The following is a 14346-nucleotide window of genomic DNA, read 5'->3' as shown; positions in this document are numbered from 1 at the left end:
CTCCTCAGACAAGCTGACAACCTTTAGGATGGTGCACATGATTCGTCGCCACCCACTAGCCGAGCAGGCAGCCGAGGAGTTGCTACGCCGGATCGGCGACGGTGAATGGCCGCTCGGCGCCAAGCTTCCCGGTGAGACCACGCTGGCCGCGCAGCTCGGCGTCGGCCGGTCCACGATCCGCGAGGCCGTGCGGGAACTGGCCGGCCGGCGGGTGCTGGAGAGCCGCCAAGGCGCGGGCGTGTTCGTAATCGCGCTCCAGGCCGCCGAGGACTGGGACAAGGTACTGCGGAAGGCCGACATCACCGACGTACTGGAAGGCCGGCTGGCGATCGAGACCGAGGGCGCCCGGCTCGCGGCGATCCGTCGTACGCCGGCGGACCTGAAGAACTTCCGCTACACGCTCGCGGACCGCCAACGGGCCGCCGTGAAGGCGCCCGACGACTGGTACATCGAGGCCGATCTCGCGTTCCACCGCGCGGTGGTGACAGCCGCGCACAACGCCGTACTGACGGAGCTGTTCGACACGTTCGTGCCGCGGATCCGGCGGGCGATGATCGACATGCTCAAGCTCGACGAGGAGCACCGGCATCGCCACGACCAGGCCGCCCACGAGGCGATCGCGGACGCCATCCGCGCCAAGGACCCGGACCTCGCCGCAGCCCGCTCCCGCGAGCACCTCAGCGCGGTCCGGTCCACGCTTGGTTAGTCCCGGTGCTGTTCGTGGAGTGAGCGCAGCCAGGGGGCGAGGGCGTTCAGGTCCTCGACGTGGTCCTGCGGAATCGAGATCGGTCGCGTACGGCGGTCCGCCGGGTTGATCTGCACCGCGCGCGCCAGCGGCCAGCCGGCGGGTTCGTCGATGCTGGTGATGCCCGACCACTGCAGGCTGCGGCCCCGGGTGATGCCCTCGGCGTCCACCGTGATGACCGGGCGGTTCGTGATCAGCTGCCACGTGGTCCAGCCGGTTCCGTAGACGAACGCCGCGAGAGCGGTCAGCCGCAGTACGCCGAGTGCTCCCGACACACCGTCCGCGCGCAGATGCTCGACGTTCGTCCACGCCGACAGCACCATCAGCAGACCGAATCCGGCCAGCCGCACCGCGAGCCTGCTGCGGCGCGGCCGGAAGTCCACGCTGCCGTTGGACTCCAGTTCGGAGGTCCACGTTTCGGCAGACACCCTCAGGAACCCCACTTCTCCGTGTGCTCGGCCGCGGTCGGCGGGTCGGCGCCGTGCCGGGTGCAGGTGATCGCCGCCGCCTTCACCGCGTAGTCCACGATGTCCCGCAGGTCCTCGGAGGTCAGTCCGGCCAGCCGCCGCTCGCCGAGCAACTCGCGTGCGTCCAGTCCGGCGATGAGCGCCGACATGAACGAGTCGCCCGCGCCGACGGTGTCCACGACCTCGATCACCGGCGCCGTCACGTCGACGTGGGCGTCCCGGGAGACCCCGAGCGCGCCTTCGCCGCCGCGGGTGATCACGACGCACTGCGTCCGCTCGGCGGTCAACAGCTCCTTCGCGATCTCCACCGGAGCCATCCCGGGACGCAGGAACTCGCAGTCCTCGTCGCTCAGCTTCACCAGATCGCTCAACGCCGCAAGCGCCCGTACGGCATCCCACGTCGAGACCGGATCGGGCGTGATACTCGGCCGCGCGTTCGGGTCGAGCGTCACGGTCACCGGCTGGTCGGCGACCGACGCGAGGAAGTCGCGGATCGACGCCGCGCCCGGCTCGAGCACGGTCGCGATCGAGCCGGTGTGGATGGCGGGGCAGCCGCGGGACAGCGAGAGCGCAGGCGGTTCCCAGGTGATGTCGAACTGGTACGTCGCGACGCCCGCCGCGTCCAGCGTCGCAGTCGCCGTACTGGTCCGGAAGTTCGGGTCGACCGATCCGGGCGCGAGCTGGACACCGTTCCCGAACAGGTGCGCACCGAGCTGATCGCCGTACGCGTCGGTCCCGAACCGGGTCACCAGCTCAGTCGGTACGCCGAGGCGCGCCAGACCGACCGCGACATTCGCCGGCGAACCGCCCGGCGTCGCGTTGCTCTTCCCGTTGCCGTTGCGGGACTTCGCGGATCCGACGATGTCCACCAGTGCCTCGCCGACGACGAGGAGCGGAGCGGTCATCGGGCGTGCTCGAAGTCGATGGCGGAGTACGCGCGGAGCTTCTCCAGCTGGTGGACGCTCTCGATCGAGCGGATCGTGCCGCTGCGGGAGCGCATGACGAGCGAGTGGGTGCGCGCCGTGGACCGGCCGTAGCGGACCCCGCGGAGCAGCTCGCCGTCGGTGATGCCGGTCGCGACGAAGAAGCAGTCGTCGCCGCTCACCAGGTCGTCGGTGTCGAGGACCTGGTCCAGGTCGTGCCCGGCGTCGAGCGCCTTCTGCCGTTCCGCGTCGTCCCGCGGCCAGAGCTTGCCCTGGATCTTCCCGCCCAGGCACTTCATCGCGCAGGCGGCGATGATGCCTTCCGGCGTACCGCCGATGCCGAGCAACATGTCCAGACCGGTGTCCGGGCGGGCCGCCTCGACCGCGCCCGCCACGTCGCCGTCGGAGATGAACTTGATCCGCGCGCCGGTGGCCCGGATCTGGGTGGCGAGCTCGTCGTGCCGCGGCCGGTCCAGCAGTACGACGGTGACGTCGTCGACCGAGCTGCCCTTCGCCTTCGCGACCCGGCGGATGTTCTCCGCGACCGGGAGCCGGATGTCGACCACCTCGGCCGCCTCCGGGCCGACGACGAGCTTCTCCATGTAGAAGACCGCGGACGGGTCGTACATCGAGTTCCGGGCGGAGACGGCCATCACCGCGATGCCGTTGTTCATGCCCTTCGCGACCAGCGTCGTACCGTCGACCGGGTCGACCGCCACGTCACATTCCGGGCCTTCGCCGGAGCCGACCTGCTCGCCGTTGTAGAGCATCGGGGCGTTGTCCTTCTCGCCCTCGCCGATCACCACGACGCCGTCCATACCGACAGTGCCGATCAGCGTACGCATCGCGTTCACCGCCGCGCCGTCGGCGCCGTTCTTGTCGCCGCGGCCGACCCAGCGGCCCGCCGCCATCGCCGCGGCCTCGGTGACCCGGACCAGTTCGAGGGCGAGGTTCCGGTCGGGCGCGTGCGCGTCGACCTCCAGATGGGCAGGTGGGGTGGTCGGGTCGCTCATGCGTCCACCTCGCTGGCGCTCGGCTCCCGCATGAGCGACAAGGTCGGCTCTGTCTTTGTTCGCTCGCTGCGCTCGCTCATGCCAACGGATCGTAGCCAACGACGTTGGGGGGTGTTCGGGCGGATTGCACCTCGCGAGACACTGTGAGCATGAGTTCGACAGGTCAGGACGCTTCCAACGACGCGGCGGCCCAGGAGAAGGCCGAGGCGAAGGCCCGGGAGAAGGCGCAGGTTCAGGCGGAGGCGAACGAATACCGGCAGGCGTACCGGCGGGACAAGCGGAAGTCGCAGACCGTCGGGAACATGGTGTTCGCGCTGGTGATCTGCCTCGCCGTGGTCGCGTTCCTGATCACCGTCACGTGGCGCCCGAAGAAGGAGGCGCAGCCCAACCCGGTCGAGTACACCGCCCAGTTGGAGGACGCCCGGAAGGCTGCCGCCTGGGTCCGCGGACCGGAGCCGATGCCGTCCGGGTGGACCGCAACCAGCGTGGAATTCCGCACCCCGCAGCAGGAACCGATCACCTGGCATCTCGGCGTCGTGACGAACGAGAAGAAATATGTCGGCCTCGAGCAGTCGAATGTCAGCGGCGGGAAATACGTCGCCGAGAAGCTCGGCCGGACGTCCGACGACGGTACGGCGTCGGTCGGCGGCGTGACCTGGCAACGCAAGGTGCTGCTCGACCGGAAGAACGAGAACGCCTTGCTCCTGGTGGGTTCCGGGGTGACGACGATCGTCGCCGGAAATGCCGGATATCCGGCGCTTGAAGCGTTCGCTTCGGTACTGCGCTGACATTTGTGCTGACCTGCGGTAACCGCCGGACTGCCCATTTTCCGGTCAATTCCGACCACTTTCCGGACGGTCGTTGACACATACCCACGGCAAGGGGTTCGATCGAGGCTCGGCTTGCGTACGCTCGGGGACCAGCAGAAGGGTCGTCGAATGGTCGCGCCGTCCCGGGCAGGGAGTTGACCCGCAAATGTTCATCACGGGGCTTTTGCTGGGCGCGGACAGCTCGCCGCACCTCGGTTCTCCCTGGCAGTTGCTCGCCTATCAGGGCGGCACGCTGCTCGGCGCCGCGCTGGAAAGCGCGCGGGAATGCTCGTTCGACCAGCTGGTCGTGACGCTCGGCAGCGCGTCGGAGCAGGTCCACGACCGGATCGATCTCGACGGCGTTCGGGTGGTCGAGTCGCCGCATGCCGACACCGGTAGTTCGTCGATCGTGCCGGCCCTGGACGCGGTCGACCGGCGCGCCGACGGGATCGTCGTACTGCTCGGTGATCAGCCCGGGATCACGTCGGCCACCGTCTGGTCGCTCGTCGCCGAGGCCTCCACGCCGATCGGCGTCAGCCGGTACGACGACGGCGAAAGCTACCCGTGCTGGTTCGGCCGCGAACTCTTCGGCGAACTCCGGGGCCTCCGCAGCGACGCCGACCTCTGGGACCCGATCCACGAAGGCACCCACCCCGTCACCCGAGTAGATGCCATCGGCAACATCCCGCCCCGCGCCACCACCTGGTCCGCCTACCACCAACTCCTGGCCGGCGGACCAGCCCCCATCGACGACCTCCCCCTGGACACGCACCCCCTCCCGCTGTCCACCCGCCCCCGCCGCCGACGCCACACCAACACCTGACCGGTTCTTCCGACTGGGGTTTAGTCCGCGCCGGCCAGGCGGAGGCCTACAACGCCCGTGACGATCAGGGCGATGCAGGCCAGGCGGGTCGGGGTGATCGGCTCGTGGAACAGGACGATGCCGAGGGTGACAACGCCTACCGATCCGATGCCGGTCCAGATCGCGTACGCCGTACCGACCGGGAGGCGATCGAGTGTCTTCGCGAGCAGGACGACCGAGATCACGCCGAACACGAGCACGCCGAGCGTCGGCCACAGCCGGCTGAAGCCCTCGCTCGGTTTCAGGCTGAGCGCGAACGCGATCTCGAACGCCGCCGCGGCGAGCAGGATGATCCAAGCCATCAGGCCGCCAGTGCTCCTCTCAGATGCCGGTGCGTGACGGTCGCGACCCGCGCGCCGAGCGCGGCCGCGGTCCGCAGGTCGGTGTTCGGCGGCGCCTTCTCCGCGGACAGGTCCGCGTCGGACTGCGCCATCGCGCCGAGCCAGCTGCCGAGCCGGTTGAGGTCCTCGATACTCGCGGTGCTGTCCGCCCAGCCCGGGTAGATGTCCAGGCCGACCCAGATCATCCCGTGCTGCGCGGCGAACACAGCCAGGTCGACCAGACTGTTCAGCTTGTCGCCGGACATCGCCTTCGAGTTGGTGAACCCGGCCGCGATCTTGTCCCGCCAGCCGAGATCGGCCGCCCAGATCCGCACGCTCTCCTCAGCGAACTTCTTGAACACCCAACTCGGGCTCCCCATGTACGTCGGTGCGCCGAAGATGATCGCGTCGGCAGCGGTCAGCCGCTCCCACACCTCCTCGGTCAGCTCGTCCAGCGGCACCAGATCGGTAGTGGTCCCCGGTACGGACGCGGCGCCCGCGGCCACCGCTTCCGCCTGCTTCGCGGTGTGCCCGTAGCCCGAGTGGTAGGCGATCGCGATCCGAGCGTTGCTCATGTCTGCTTCCTCCAGAGTCTTTAGCGGACTACAGTCCGTCTTATGAACGACAGTACCGGACCGCGGTCCGCTTTACAACGGAGTCTGCCGGTCGTGGGGGAGCCGCGGCCGGAACGGGCGGATGCGCGACGCAATCGGCTGCGGGTTCTGGAGGCTGCGGAACGACTGTTCACCGAGCGCGGCGTGAAGAACGTCTCGCTGGATGCGATCGCCGCGGAAGCGGGCGTGGGGAAGGGGACTGTGTTCCGCCGGTTCGGTGATCGCGCGGGCCTGGCGGTCGCGCTGCTCGACGAGCGCGAGCAGGAACTGCAGGCGAAGATCATCAGCGGCCCGCCGCCCCTCGGCCCGGGGGCGCCGCCCGTCGTCCGGGTGATGGCGTTCCTCGACGCGTACCTCGACCTACTCGATCGGCACGTCGCCCTGTTCATGGACAGCGAGAACGCCTCGAACGGCGCGCGCTACCGCATCGGCTCGTACCACCTCTGGCACCGCCACCTGTCCCACCTGATAGAAGCCGCCCGCCCCGAACTGGACGCGGACTACACAGCCCATGTGCTCCTAGCACCACTAGCAGCCGACCTACACAACGCCCTCCGAGACCAGGGCTACGACCTAAACCGACTGAAAACCGGCCTCCGAGCCGTAGCGACCAGCCTGCTACCGGTCTAGGGCTTGAACTTGCCTTTGAGGGTGGTGATGTCGGTCGCTTGGCCGGTGAGGTTTTCTGCCCATTCGAGGGCGTCTGCCAGTGTGGGGCGGCGGGGCTTCTCGTAGGCCTTGTCGAAGGACCAGTAGAACTTTCGTTCCTTCAGTGGCTCCTCGGCGAGTTCGGCGACTGCCAGCGTCGCGGGCCGCGGCTGGGCGGCCAGGTACTCCTGCCACTGTGGGCGCAGCATTCGCAGGTAGCGCAGGCCCGACAGCTGACCCAGCGCGGACACGTCGGCGGCCGGCGCGTCGGTCAGGTCGAGGGTGTGCAGGTTCGGACAGGACGCCAGCGGTCGCAGATCAATCGGCTTCGCGCTGCGCAGGACGACCTGGCCGACGGTCGGATGCCCGTGCAGACCGGACAGGTCGATCGTGTCGGTCGCCAGAGACAGCACCTCGACCGACGTTTCCTGCAGCGGCGACAGGTCGAGCCCCGCGCAGTTGTGGACCGAGAACCTCAGCAGCGCGGGCGCATCCCGCACCGGTCGGAGATCGACCCAGGGTGCGTCGTGCACCAGCAGTTCACGCGTCTCCGCGGTCAGCCCGCGGACGGGCCCCGCGTCGCGACCGCTGACAGTGAGCCGGCCCGTGTCGTCGTGCCGGCGCTGATAGTGGTAGGCGTCGCCCGAGTCGATCCACAGCTGGCCGTCCTCGTCGCGCTCGATCCGGTCGGAGCGGAGCGCGTCCGCGTGCGAGCGGATCAGTTCGGTCACCGATTCCGCGACGTAGATCGGACCCGCGTCCTGGTGGCGTCCGATCAGGATCACCTGACCGGGCCGCCCGTTCGGCCCGGGTGCCATGTCGACGGCGAGGTAGTCGCCGAACGAGTCGGTGGCGAACGGAATCCAGCCCGGATGATCGCCCACTCGCCGAATCGCCCCCGGCGGCCCGAACTCGGTGACGAACGAGTTGTGGACGAAGCGCCGCCACCCGCGCATGACCCACCAGTGGTCCGAGCTCAGCTCTTCCAGCATCTCCAGACCGAACCAAGCGAAGCCGTGGAACTGCACGTGCCCACCGCCGCCGTCAGCAAGGGCGTACAACGCACTGAGATCGCGGGGCAGCGCGAGGTCGAGGTCCCAGTCCTCCAACGGCGGTGGAAGATCAGGCAGGTCCAGCGTCGGCTGGAGCAGTCGGTGGTATTCGTTGAGCAGGGCAACCGCTTCGGCCGGATCCCCAGCTTCGCCGAGAGTAGGAGCCGGCGTGTCAGGTGCAGGCGGCTCGGACTGCGGGTCCAGCAGGTACCGGAAGCCGCGGTCGTCCGTGCGATCGAGCCGCTCGCTCAGAATCGCGCGAAAACGACCGCGGGCCTCCAGTTCCAGATCGATCGTGAGATGCTCGGTTGCCCCTAGCAACGTATGCAGGCCGCACAGACTCGGGTGGACGTCGATGTCGTGCTGGTCCAGTCCGGCGGGCAGGAAGTGGAAACCACGATGCCCGGACGCGCCTTCCCCGAGCGCATACCCATGCAACTCGGCACGCTTCCAATCCCGAGGAGCGGCGCCGGCGATCAGCTCGGCCAGCTCGGTCAGTGCGGCGGCCGCAGCATCCTCACGATCTTTGTGCACGCAGTTAGCCTCGGTTGCCCAGGATCGCCAGCGCGAGCTCGTGCTGCTCCTGCGACGGTGGGCGCGTCCACGTGTACCCGGAGCGCCCGTCCTCCAGCATCTGCGCCATCACGACGGACAGTACGTCGCGCGGTTCGGCGTACTGCATCTCCGGCCGCGCCTCGTTGTAGCGCTTCACGACGCGGTCGAAGCAGAAGATCAACGTGTTGACGTACTTGCTCTTCTCCGCCTCGGCCTTGTTGTGTGCCGCGATGTACTCCGGGTCCTCCGCCTTCATGACCTCGCGCATGACGTCCAGCCGGTTGTTCAGCTCGGGCTGCGGGCCCGAGACGGCGAACGCGTCCTCGTACATCTTGGTCACGTGCTCGGGACTCTTGGCGAGAACGCCCATCGTGACGAAGCCCTTGTCCTCGTCCGCGTACCCGCCGGCGAACTCGTGGTCCACGCCCTGCGCGTGCGTCGCGGACATGATCGCGTCGGTGAACGCGTACTTGTCCATGCCGTCGACCTGCTCGACGTCCTCGCCCATCCACTCGTCGTCGTAGTAGAGGATGCCGTCGCTCTCGCCGTCCGCGGCGTCCGTCATCAACTGCTGTACGGCGCCTGCCGGATCCTGTACGGCGGCCGGCCCCATCGCGGCGAACCGCTCGGTCATCCAGAACAGCGAGATCAGCATCATCGGGCTGTACACCCGCAGGATGCCCTCCTCGCGCATCGGGGAGCAGCCGCGTTCGTCGTCGTACGCCTCGAGGCCGGCCATGAACGCCTTCTCCTGCTCCGGCGTCAGCGTGAGCTCCCACGCCCACTTCTGCTCGGCGTGGAACTTGTAGAAGTCCTCGCCCTTCAGCGGATCGCGGATCTTCAGGAACCAGAAGACGAAACCGGCGAGTCCGAGGACGAGTACGCCGATCACGATGAGCGCGATCATTGTTGGTAAAACCTCCACATGATGAACCAGATCTAGGAAAGTGGTTCACCGTAGTGACGGATCAGGTCACCGCTGGAGGAATCGGTTCGGCTTTGCGGAACCTTCACATCAGGGGTGCGGTCAGCCTGATCTCGGGGAGGTTGGCGAGCGAGGAGTGCGTGCGGTCGGGGGTCTCTGTGAAGCCGTAGCGTTGGTAGAAACGGCGTGCGCGGATGTTTGCCTCGAGCACCCATAGGCGGACCGTGGTGCAGCCGGCGTTGCGGAGGTCGGTGCAGGCGGCGTCGGTCAGGGCGCGGCCGGCGCCGGTTGCCCAGTGGTCGGGGTGGACGAAGAGCGCGTACAGCTCGCCTGTGTTCGGTGGGGCTGTCTCATCACGCTCCGGGCCGACCCCGGCGTACCCGACGACCCGATCGGTGACGGAGACGTACAGGCGGGAGCGGCCCGCGGCGATACTGTCCGCCCAGGAGGCCGCGATCGAGTCCGGATCCATCGCGTCGAGGAAGTCCTGCGGCACGAGCCCCGTGAAAGCACCTCTCCAACTAGCCACCCGAGCCTCAGCGGCACCAAGCAGGTCGTCCGAGCGCGCGGCGCGGATAGTCAGTTCGACTTCTCCTCCTGCGCGGCTTGGGCTTTGGTGAGGCGTTCTCGGGCGCCGTCGAGCCAGCGTTGGCAGGTGCCGGCCAGTTCTTCGCCGCGTTCCCACAGCGCGAGGGATTCCTCGAGGCTGGTGCCGCCGGCTTCGAGTTTGCGGACCACGTCGACGAGTTCCTCGCGGGCCTGCTCGTACGTCATCTCGGGTCGGTCGCCGCTCACTTCTTCTCCTCCGCCTTGACTTCGACCGCGAAGCGGCCGTCACTGACCCGCGCCTGCAGCAGGTCACCCGGCGCCACCTGCGCCACTTCTCGTACGGCAGTGCCGTCGGCCAGCTGCAGCACGGAGTACCCGCGCTCCAGTGTCGCCTTCGGGGACAGCGCCCGTACGCTCGCCAACCGGTGCGCGATGTCGTCACTCGCCCGGTCGAGCCGATGCGTGAGCGTCCGCCGATTGCGCTCGACCAGCGCCGTGATCTCGTCGGACCGCCGCTGCAGGTCCGACACCGGCGCCGCCAGTGCCGGCCGCGAACGGATCGCCGCCAGCGCGTGCGCCTCGCGATCCAGCCAGGACCGGATTGCCCGCAGGCCGCGCTCGCGCAACTGCCGTACGCCGTCCAGTTCCTCGCGCACGTCCGGCACGATCCGCTTCGCCGCGTCGGTCGGTGTCGACGCCCGGAGGTCCGCGACCAGGTCGAGCAGCGGTGAGTCCGGCTCGTGCCCGATCGCGCTCACCACCGGCGTACCGGTCTTGGACACCGCCCGGATCAGGCCCTCGTCGGAGAACGGCAGCAGATCCTCCAGCGATCCGCCGCCGCGCGCGATCACGATCACCTCGACCGCATCGTCCGCGTCCAGCTTCCGCAGCGCGGTCATCACCTCACCGGCCGCCGACGGCCCCTGCACCGACGCGTACTCGATCCGGAACGCGACGGCCGGCCAGCGCCGCTTCGCGTTCTCCAGTACGTCGCGCTCGGCCGCAGAATCCCGCCCGCAGATCAGCCCGATCGTGTGCGGCAGGAACGGCAGCTTCTTCTTCCGGTACGGCTCGAAGAGGCCCTCGGCCGCGAGCAGCTGTTTCAGCCGCTCGATCCGGGCCAGCAGCTCGCCGATCCCGACGTGACGGATCTCGTTGACCGCCAGCGCGAGCGTGCCGCGGCGGGCGAAGAAGTTCGGCTTGGCGTGCACCAGCACCCGCGAGCCGTCGTGGACCTCGACCGCCTCGAACACCCGCCGGTTGCAGGTGAACCGCAACGAGATGTCCGCATCGGTGTCCCGCAGCGTCCCGAAGACCGTCGTCGTACCGCGCCCGATCGAGACGTCCGTCAGCTGCCCCTCGACCCACACGGCACCGAGCTGGTTGATCCAGCTCGCGATCCCGTTAGCGATCGTCCGCACGGCCGCAGGCGCTTCCGGCGAGGTCTCCAAAGCCACGCCCCAGACCCTACGACCCCGCACCGACATTCCCTAACGTTGAGTAATGCGCCCACTCCTCCTCCTGGATTTCGACGGCCCCCTCAACCCGCACCGCGCCGAGGGGATCCCGCCGGGGTACCAGCGGCACGAGATCACTGAGGGTGCGAAGACCTGGCGGATTCTGCTCAATCCGGTGCACGGGGTGGAGCTCAACGCGCTCGCGGACAGTTTCGAGCTCGTGTGGGCCAGTAGCTGGGAGCACGGCGCCAATCGTCTGCTCGGGCCCCTCCTCGGTCTGCCTGAGCTGCCGACGATCGTCTGGCCGGATCGCCGGCCGGTACGCCGGGGTTCCTGGAAGGCGCCGTACGTCGCGGACTGGGTCGGTGACCGTCCGTTTGCCTGGGTGGACGACGAGGTGGGCGACGTGGAGCGGGACCGCTTCCCGGAGGCCTTGATCCTTCCGGTCGACGCGCGGGCCGGGCTGACCGGTCGGCATTTCGGCGTACTGCGGGGGTGGGTCCGAAAACCCTTTGCGCACAAGGCGTTTCCAGGCGATTCTTGAACAGCAGGTACACCTCCCGCGGAGGAGCCGTCCGGATAGGGCGGACGGCTCCCCAGTGACCCTGCTCACAAATCACGGCCCGTACCATGGGTGACGTGACTTCTCAGCCTGACGACACCGGTACGACGACCGCGACGAAGACGAAGCGGGTGCTGCTTGCCGCGCCCCGTGGGTACTGCGCGGGTGTCGACCGGGCCGTGGTGGCGGTGGAGAAGGCGCTCGACCTGTACGGGCCGCCGGTGTACGTGCGCAAGGAGATCGTGCACAACAAGTACGTCGTACAGACGCTGCAGAAGCGTGGTGCGATCTTCGTCGACGAGACCGACGAGGTGCCCGAGGGCGAGACGGTCATCTTCTCCGCACACGGCGTCGCCCCGGTGGTGCACGAGGAAGCTGCCGCGCGGCAGCTGAAGACCATCGACGCGACCTGCCCGCTGGTCACCAAGGTGCACCACGAGGCGAAGCGGTTCGCCGCGACCGACTACGACATCCTGCTGATCGGCCACGAGGGCCACGAGGAGGTCATCGGCACCTCCGGCGAGGCCCCGGAGCACGTCACGCTCGTCGACGGCCCGGACGACGTACCGAACGTCGCCGTCCGCGACCCCGAGAAGGTCGTCTGGCTGTCCCAGACCACGCTGTCGGTCGACGAGACGATGGAGACGGTACGGCGGCTGCGCGAGCGGTTCCCGCACTTGCAGGATCCGCCGAGCGACGACATCTGCTACGCCACCCAGAACCGCCAGGCCGCGGTCAAGAAGCTGGCACCGGAGGCCGACCTGATGATCGTGGTCGGCTCCCGGAACTCGTCGAACTCGGTGCGCCTGGTCGAGGTCGCGGTCGAGCACGGCGCAAAGGCCGGCTACCTGGTCGACTACGCCGACGAGATCGACGACGCCTGGCTGGACGGCGTCGACTCGGTCGGTGTCAGCAGCGGCGCGAGCGTGCCGGAGGTGCTGGTCCGCGACGTCCTGCGCTGGCTGGCCGAGCGCGGGTACGACGACGTACGGGAAGTCACGACCGCGGAGGAGAGCCTGACGTTCGCCCTCCCACGCGACCTCCGCACCGACCTGAAGGCAGCCGGCCTCCCCACCACCGGCACCTCCGACCACGCCTGGACTATTTGACCGTCACCCTGGTGGTCTTGGTGAAAGTGAAGGCGCTGTCCTTGGCGGTGCAGTACCGCACTTCGTAGCGCAGCGTGTACGTGCCCGGCTTCGTGTAGGTGTGCGTTTCGATCGAGTACGTCTCGCGACCGGTCTTCCGCGTCGTGCCGCCGCATCCGGCCGAACCGCCGTCCGAACCGCCCTGTTCGCCATCGCCCCAGTAGTAGTTCGTGCCGCCGGAGAGGTTGAGGAACGACGTGTCGGCGGGCAGGTTCTTCCCGTCGACCGTGGGCACGATGACGGTGCCCGAGAGCGTGACCTTCACCGCGACTGTGCGGCCGGTGACAGTCGGCTTGAGGACGATGCCGACAAGGATCGGCCGAGTCGGTGGCTTGACCGGCGGTGGCGTGGTCGTGCTCACTGCCCCCGTTGTCGTCGTGCCGGTCGTCGTCCCTTGCGTGGTCGTGGACGTGGTCGTGGTCGTTCCGGTAGTGGTCGGTGCCACCGTCGACTGCGTGCTCGTCGGGGGTCCGGTGACGATCGTCACCGGTGCGCTCGGGCTGTTGGTGACAGGCGGGCTGCTGCCGATGTCCGTGAGGTTGCTGGTGGCAACGGCGACAGCGACCACCGCGGCCGCGGCCAGCGTCAACGCGCCGGCGGTACGACGACGCCGTACCGAACGGACTCGCGCGAACACGGACTCGCTCGGAACTGTGCTGGGTGGCGGCGGGTCGGCGACGAGCCGCTCGAACTGCTGCTTGAGATCGTCGGTCATGATTCAGCCCTCCTTCTGGGCCGGAGCGGAAACGGCGGCGACGAGGTGGTGTTCGCGGAGCTTGGCCAGTCCGCGGGAGACGCTCGACTTCACGGTGCCGACCGAGCAGCCCATGATCTGGGCGATCTCGGCCTCCGGCAGGTCCTCGAAATACCGCAGGACCAGCGCTGCGCGCGTTCGGCGGGGCAGCGTGGCGAGTGCACGCAGCAACAGGTCCCGGTCGTCGACAGGGTCGTACTGTTCCTGGGCCCGCGGTTCGGGCAATTGCTCGGTAGGTGTTTCGCCGCGCCACTTCCGTCGCCACCACTGCGTGCTGGTGTTCACCATCACGGTCCGGGTGTAACTCTCCAGCGCGTTACCGCTCCGCAGCGAGTTCCGGTGGAACCACACCTTGGTCAGCGCGGTCTGCACCAGGTCCTCGGCCAGATGCCACTCACCGGTCAGCAGGTAGCCGAAGCGCTGCAGCGCGGTGAATCGCCCGTCCACGAACTCCGCGAATTCGTGGTCGCGTCCTGGGTCCATCCCCAGCCCCCCATCTCGTTCAACTCGGTCAGACTTGTGATGCCTGGGCGCACCGGAAAGGTTGAGCGGTGATGCGGGCGATTTTCAGGCCTGGTCGTCGTACGTCGCCTGCGCCTTGGTGATCGCGGGCATGTGGGTTTCGGCCCAGTCGGTGATCACGCTGATCGGCTCGATCAGGGACGCGCCCATCGGGGTCAGGGTGTAGACGACGCGCGGCGGGATCTCCGGGTAGACCTCACGGGTGATCAGGCCGTCGCGCTCCATCCGGCGCAGGGTCTGGGTGAGGACCTTGGGCGCGACCCGGCCGATGCCGTCGCGGAGCTCGGTGAAGCGGAGCGGGCCGCTGCGCAGGCTCAGCACGGCAAGCACCGTCCACTTGTCGCCGATCCGGTCCAGGATCGTGCGGGTCGGGCAGTTCGGGTCGAACGCGTTGCCTTTGGTTACCACAAGGTACTTATAG

19 protein-coding genes are annotated in these 14346 nt (G+C 68.4%); 6 read left to right on the top strand and 13 right to left on the bottom strand.

All coding sequences use genetic code 11. The features are described 5' to 3' along the window. The first annotated feature begins 37 nt into the window (after positions 1–37). A complete protein-coding gene (locus ACLJOO_RS02675; protein WP_410785150.1) occupies positions 38–706 on the top strand; it encodes a FadR/GntR family transcriptional regulator in 669 nt (222 codons plus the stop codon). On the opposite strand, the gene ACLJOO_RS02670 is transcribed toward ACLJOO_RS02675, so the two are convergent. Genes ACLJOO_RS02670 through glpX form a run of 3 tightly spaced genes read right to left on the bottom strand, consistent with a single transcriptional unit; the run spans position 703 to position 3148 of the window. Continuing rightward, the gene (locus ACLJOO_RS02670; RefSeq protein WP_410785149.1) at positions 703–1173 is read right to left on the bottom strand and encodes a hypothetical protein; all 471 of its coding nucleotides are present in this window, start codon (positions 1171–1173) and stop codon (positions 703–705) included. The two genes, ACLJOO_RS02675 and ACLJOO_RS02670, sit on opposite strands and share 4 nt — an antisense overlap. 2 nt (positions 1174–1175) lie before the next feature. Beyond that, positions 1176–2117 carry a carbohydrate kinase family protein gene (locus ACLJOO_RS02665; protein WP_410785148.1) on the bottom strand — a complete coding sequence of 314 codons (942 nt, stop codon included), beginning with the start codon at positions 2115–2117 and terminating at the stop codon, positions 1176–1178. Continuing rightward, positions 2114–3148 carry a class II fructose-bisphosphatase gene (gene glpX / locus ACLJOO_RS02660; RefSeq protein WP_410785147.1) on the bottom strand — a complete coding sequence of 345 codons (1035 nt, stop codon included), beginning with the start codon at positions 3146–3148 and terminating at the stop codon, positions 2114–2116. Before glpX ends, ACLJOO_RS02665 begins: the two co-directional genes overlap by 4 nt. 149 nt (positions 3149–3297) lie before the next feature. Here glpX and ACLJOO_RS02655 point away from each other — a divergent pair, with 149 nt between their 5' ends. Together ACLJOO_RS02655 and ACLJOO_RS02650 are read left to right on the top strand one after the other, a co-directional pair. Continuing rightward, on the top strand, positions 3298–3936 hold the full coding sequence (locus ACLJOO_RS02655) for a DUF4245 domain-containing protein (RefSeq protein ID WP_410785146.1): 639 nt from the start codon (positions 3298–3300) through the stop codon (positions 3934–3936). Positions 3937–4123: 187 nt separating this feature from the next. Further along, on the top strand, positions 4124–4780 hold the full coding sequence (locus ACLJOO_RS02650; RefSeq protein WP_410785145.1) for an NTP transferase domain-containing protein: 657 nt from the start codon (positions 4124–4126) through the stop codon (positions 4778–4780). Between the two features lie 20 nt (positions 4781–4800). Here ACLJOO_RS02650 and ACLJOO_RS02645 read toward each other — a convergent pair whose 3' ends face one another. Together ACLJOO_RS02645 and ACLJOO_RS02640 are read right to left on the bottom strand one after the other, a co-directional pair. Further along, positions 4801–5121, bottom strand: a complete 321-nt coding sequence (locus ACLJOO_RS02645) for a DMT family transporter (protein WP_410785144.1) — start codon at positions 5119–5121, stop codon at positions 4801–4803. Then, positions 5121–5714 (bottom strand): flavodoxin family protein, encoded by a 594-nt coding sequence (locus ACLJOO_RS02640; RefSeq protein WP_410785143.1) that lies wholly within the window; start codon positions 5712–5714, stop codon positions 5121–5123. Before ACLJOO_RS02640 ends, ACLJOO_RS02645 begins: the two co-directional genes overlap by 1 nt. A 42-nt stretch (positions 5715–5756) precedes the next feature. On the opposite strand from ACLJOO_RS02640, the gene ACLJOO_RS02635 reads away from it, so the two are divergent. Further along, positions 5757–6383, top strand: coding sequence for a TetR/AcrR family transcriptional regulator (locus ACLJOO_RS02635; protein ID WP_410785142.1), 627 nt, complete (start codon positions 5757–5759; stop codon positions 6381–6383). On the opposite strand, the gene ACLJOO_RS02630 is transcribed toward ACLJOO_RS02635, so the two are convergent. From ACLJOO_RS02630 to xseA, 5 genes are all read right to left on the bottom strand, one after another. After that, positions 6380–7987, bottom strand: a complete 1608-nt coding sequence (locus ACLJOO_RS02630; RefSeq protein ID WP_410785141.1) for an SMI1/KNR4 family protein — start codon at positions 7985–7987, stop codon at positions 6380–6382. The genes ACLJOO_RS02635 and ACLJOO_RS02630 overlap by 4 nt on opposite strands. A 4-nt stretch (positions 7988–7991) precedes the next feature. Further along, positions 7992–8915, bottom strand: a complete 924-nt coding sequence (locus ACLJOO_RS02625) for a hypothetical protein (protein WP_410785140.1) — start codon at positions 8913–8915, stop codon at positions 7992–7994. Between the two features lie 103 nt (positions 8916–9018). Beyond that, positions 9019–9462, bottom strand: a complete 444-nt coding sequence (locus tag ACLJOO_RS02620; protein WP_410785139.1) for a GNAT family N-acetyltransferase — start codon at positions 9460–9462, stop codon at positions 9019–9021. Between the two features lie 50 nt (positions 9463–9512). Further along, entirely contained in the window at positions 9513–9707 is a 195-nt protein-coding gene (locus tag ACLJOO_RS02615; RefSeq protein ID WP_410787109.1) for an exodeoxyribonuclease VII small subunit, read from the bottom strand. Positions 9708–9724: 17 nt separating this feature from the next. Continuing rightward, a complete protein-coding gene (gene xseA / locus ACLJOO_RS02610) occupies positions 9725–10939 on the bottom strand; it encodes an exodeoxyribonuclease VII large subunit (RefSeq protein ID WP_410785138.1) in 1215 nt (404 codons plus the stop codon). Positions 10940–10985: 46 nt separating this feature from the next. Between xseA and ACLJOO_RS02605 the strand changes: the two genes are divergently transcribed. Together ACLJOO_RS02605 and ACLJOO_RS02600 are read left to right on the top strand one after the other, a co-directional pair. Beyond that, a complete protein-coding gene (locus ACLJOO_RS02605; protein WP_410785137.1) occupies positions 10986–11483 on the top strand; it encodes an HAD domain-containing protein in 498 nt (165 codons plus the stop codon). Between the two features lie 86 nt (positions 11484–11569). Then, complete coding sequence (locus ACLJOO_RS02600; protein ID WP_410785136.1) at positions 11570–12610, top strand: 4-hydroxy-3-methylbut-2-enyl diphosphate reductase; 1041 nt, start codon at positions 11570–11572, stop codon at positions 12608–12610. Here ACLJOO_RS02600 and ACLJOO_RS02595 read toward each other — a convergent pair. From ACLJOO_RS02595 to ACLJOO_RS02585, 3 genes are all read right to left on the bottom strand, one after another. Beyond that, on the bottom strand, positions 12603–13364 hold the full coding sequence (locus ACLJOO_RS02595) for a hypothetical protein (protein WP_410785135.1): 762 nt from the start codon (positions 13362–13364) through the stop codon (positions 12603–12605). The genes ACLJOO_RS02600 and ACLJOO_RS02595 overlap by 8 nt on opposite strands. 3 nt (positions 13365–13367) lie before the next feature. Further along, positions 13368–13886: a SigE family RNA polymerase sigma factor gene (locus ACLJOO_RS02590; RefSeq protein ID WP_327637283.1), complete on the bottom strand. Its 519-nt coding sequence runs from the start codon at positions 13884–13886 to the stop codon at positions 13368–13370. Between the two features lie 84 nt (positions 13887–13970). Further along, on the bottom strand, positions 13971–14333 hold the full coding sequence (locus ACLJOO_RS02585; RefSeq protein WP_410785134.1) for a winged helix-turn-helix transcriptional regulator: 363 nt from the start codon (positions 14331–14333) through the stop codon (positions 13971–13973). Positions 14334–14346: the final 13 nt, after the last annotated feature.

Source organism: Kribbella sp. C-35 (assembly GCF_046549195.1).
Classification (GTDB): Bacteria; Actinomycetota; Actinomycetes; order Propionibacteriales; family Kribbellaceae; genus Kribbella.
The sequence above is the reverse complement of the archived record's forward strand: the minus strand, read 5'-3'. Positions and strand labels throughout refer to the sequence as shown.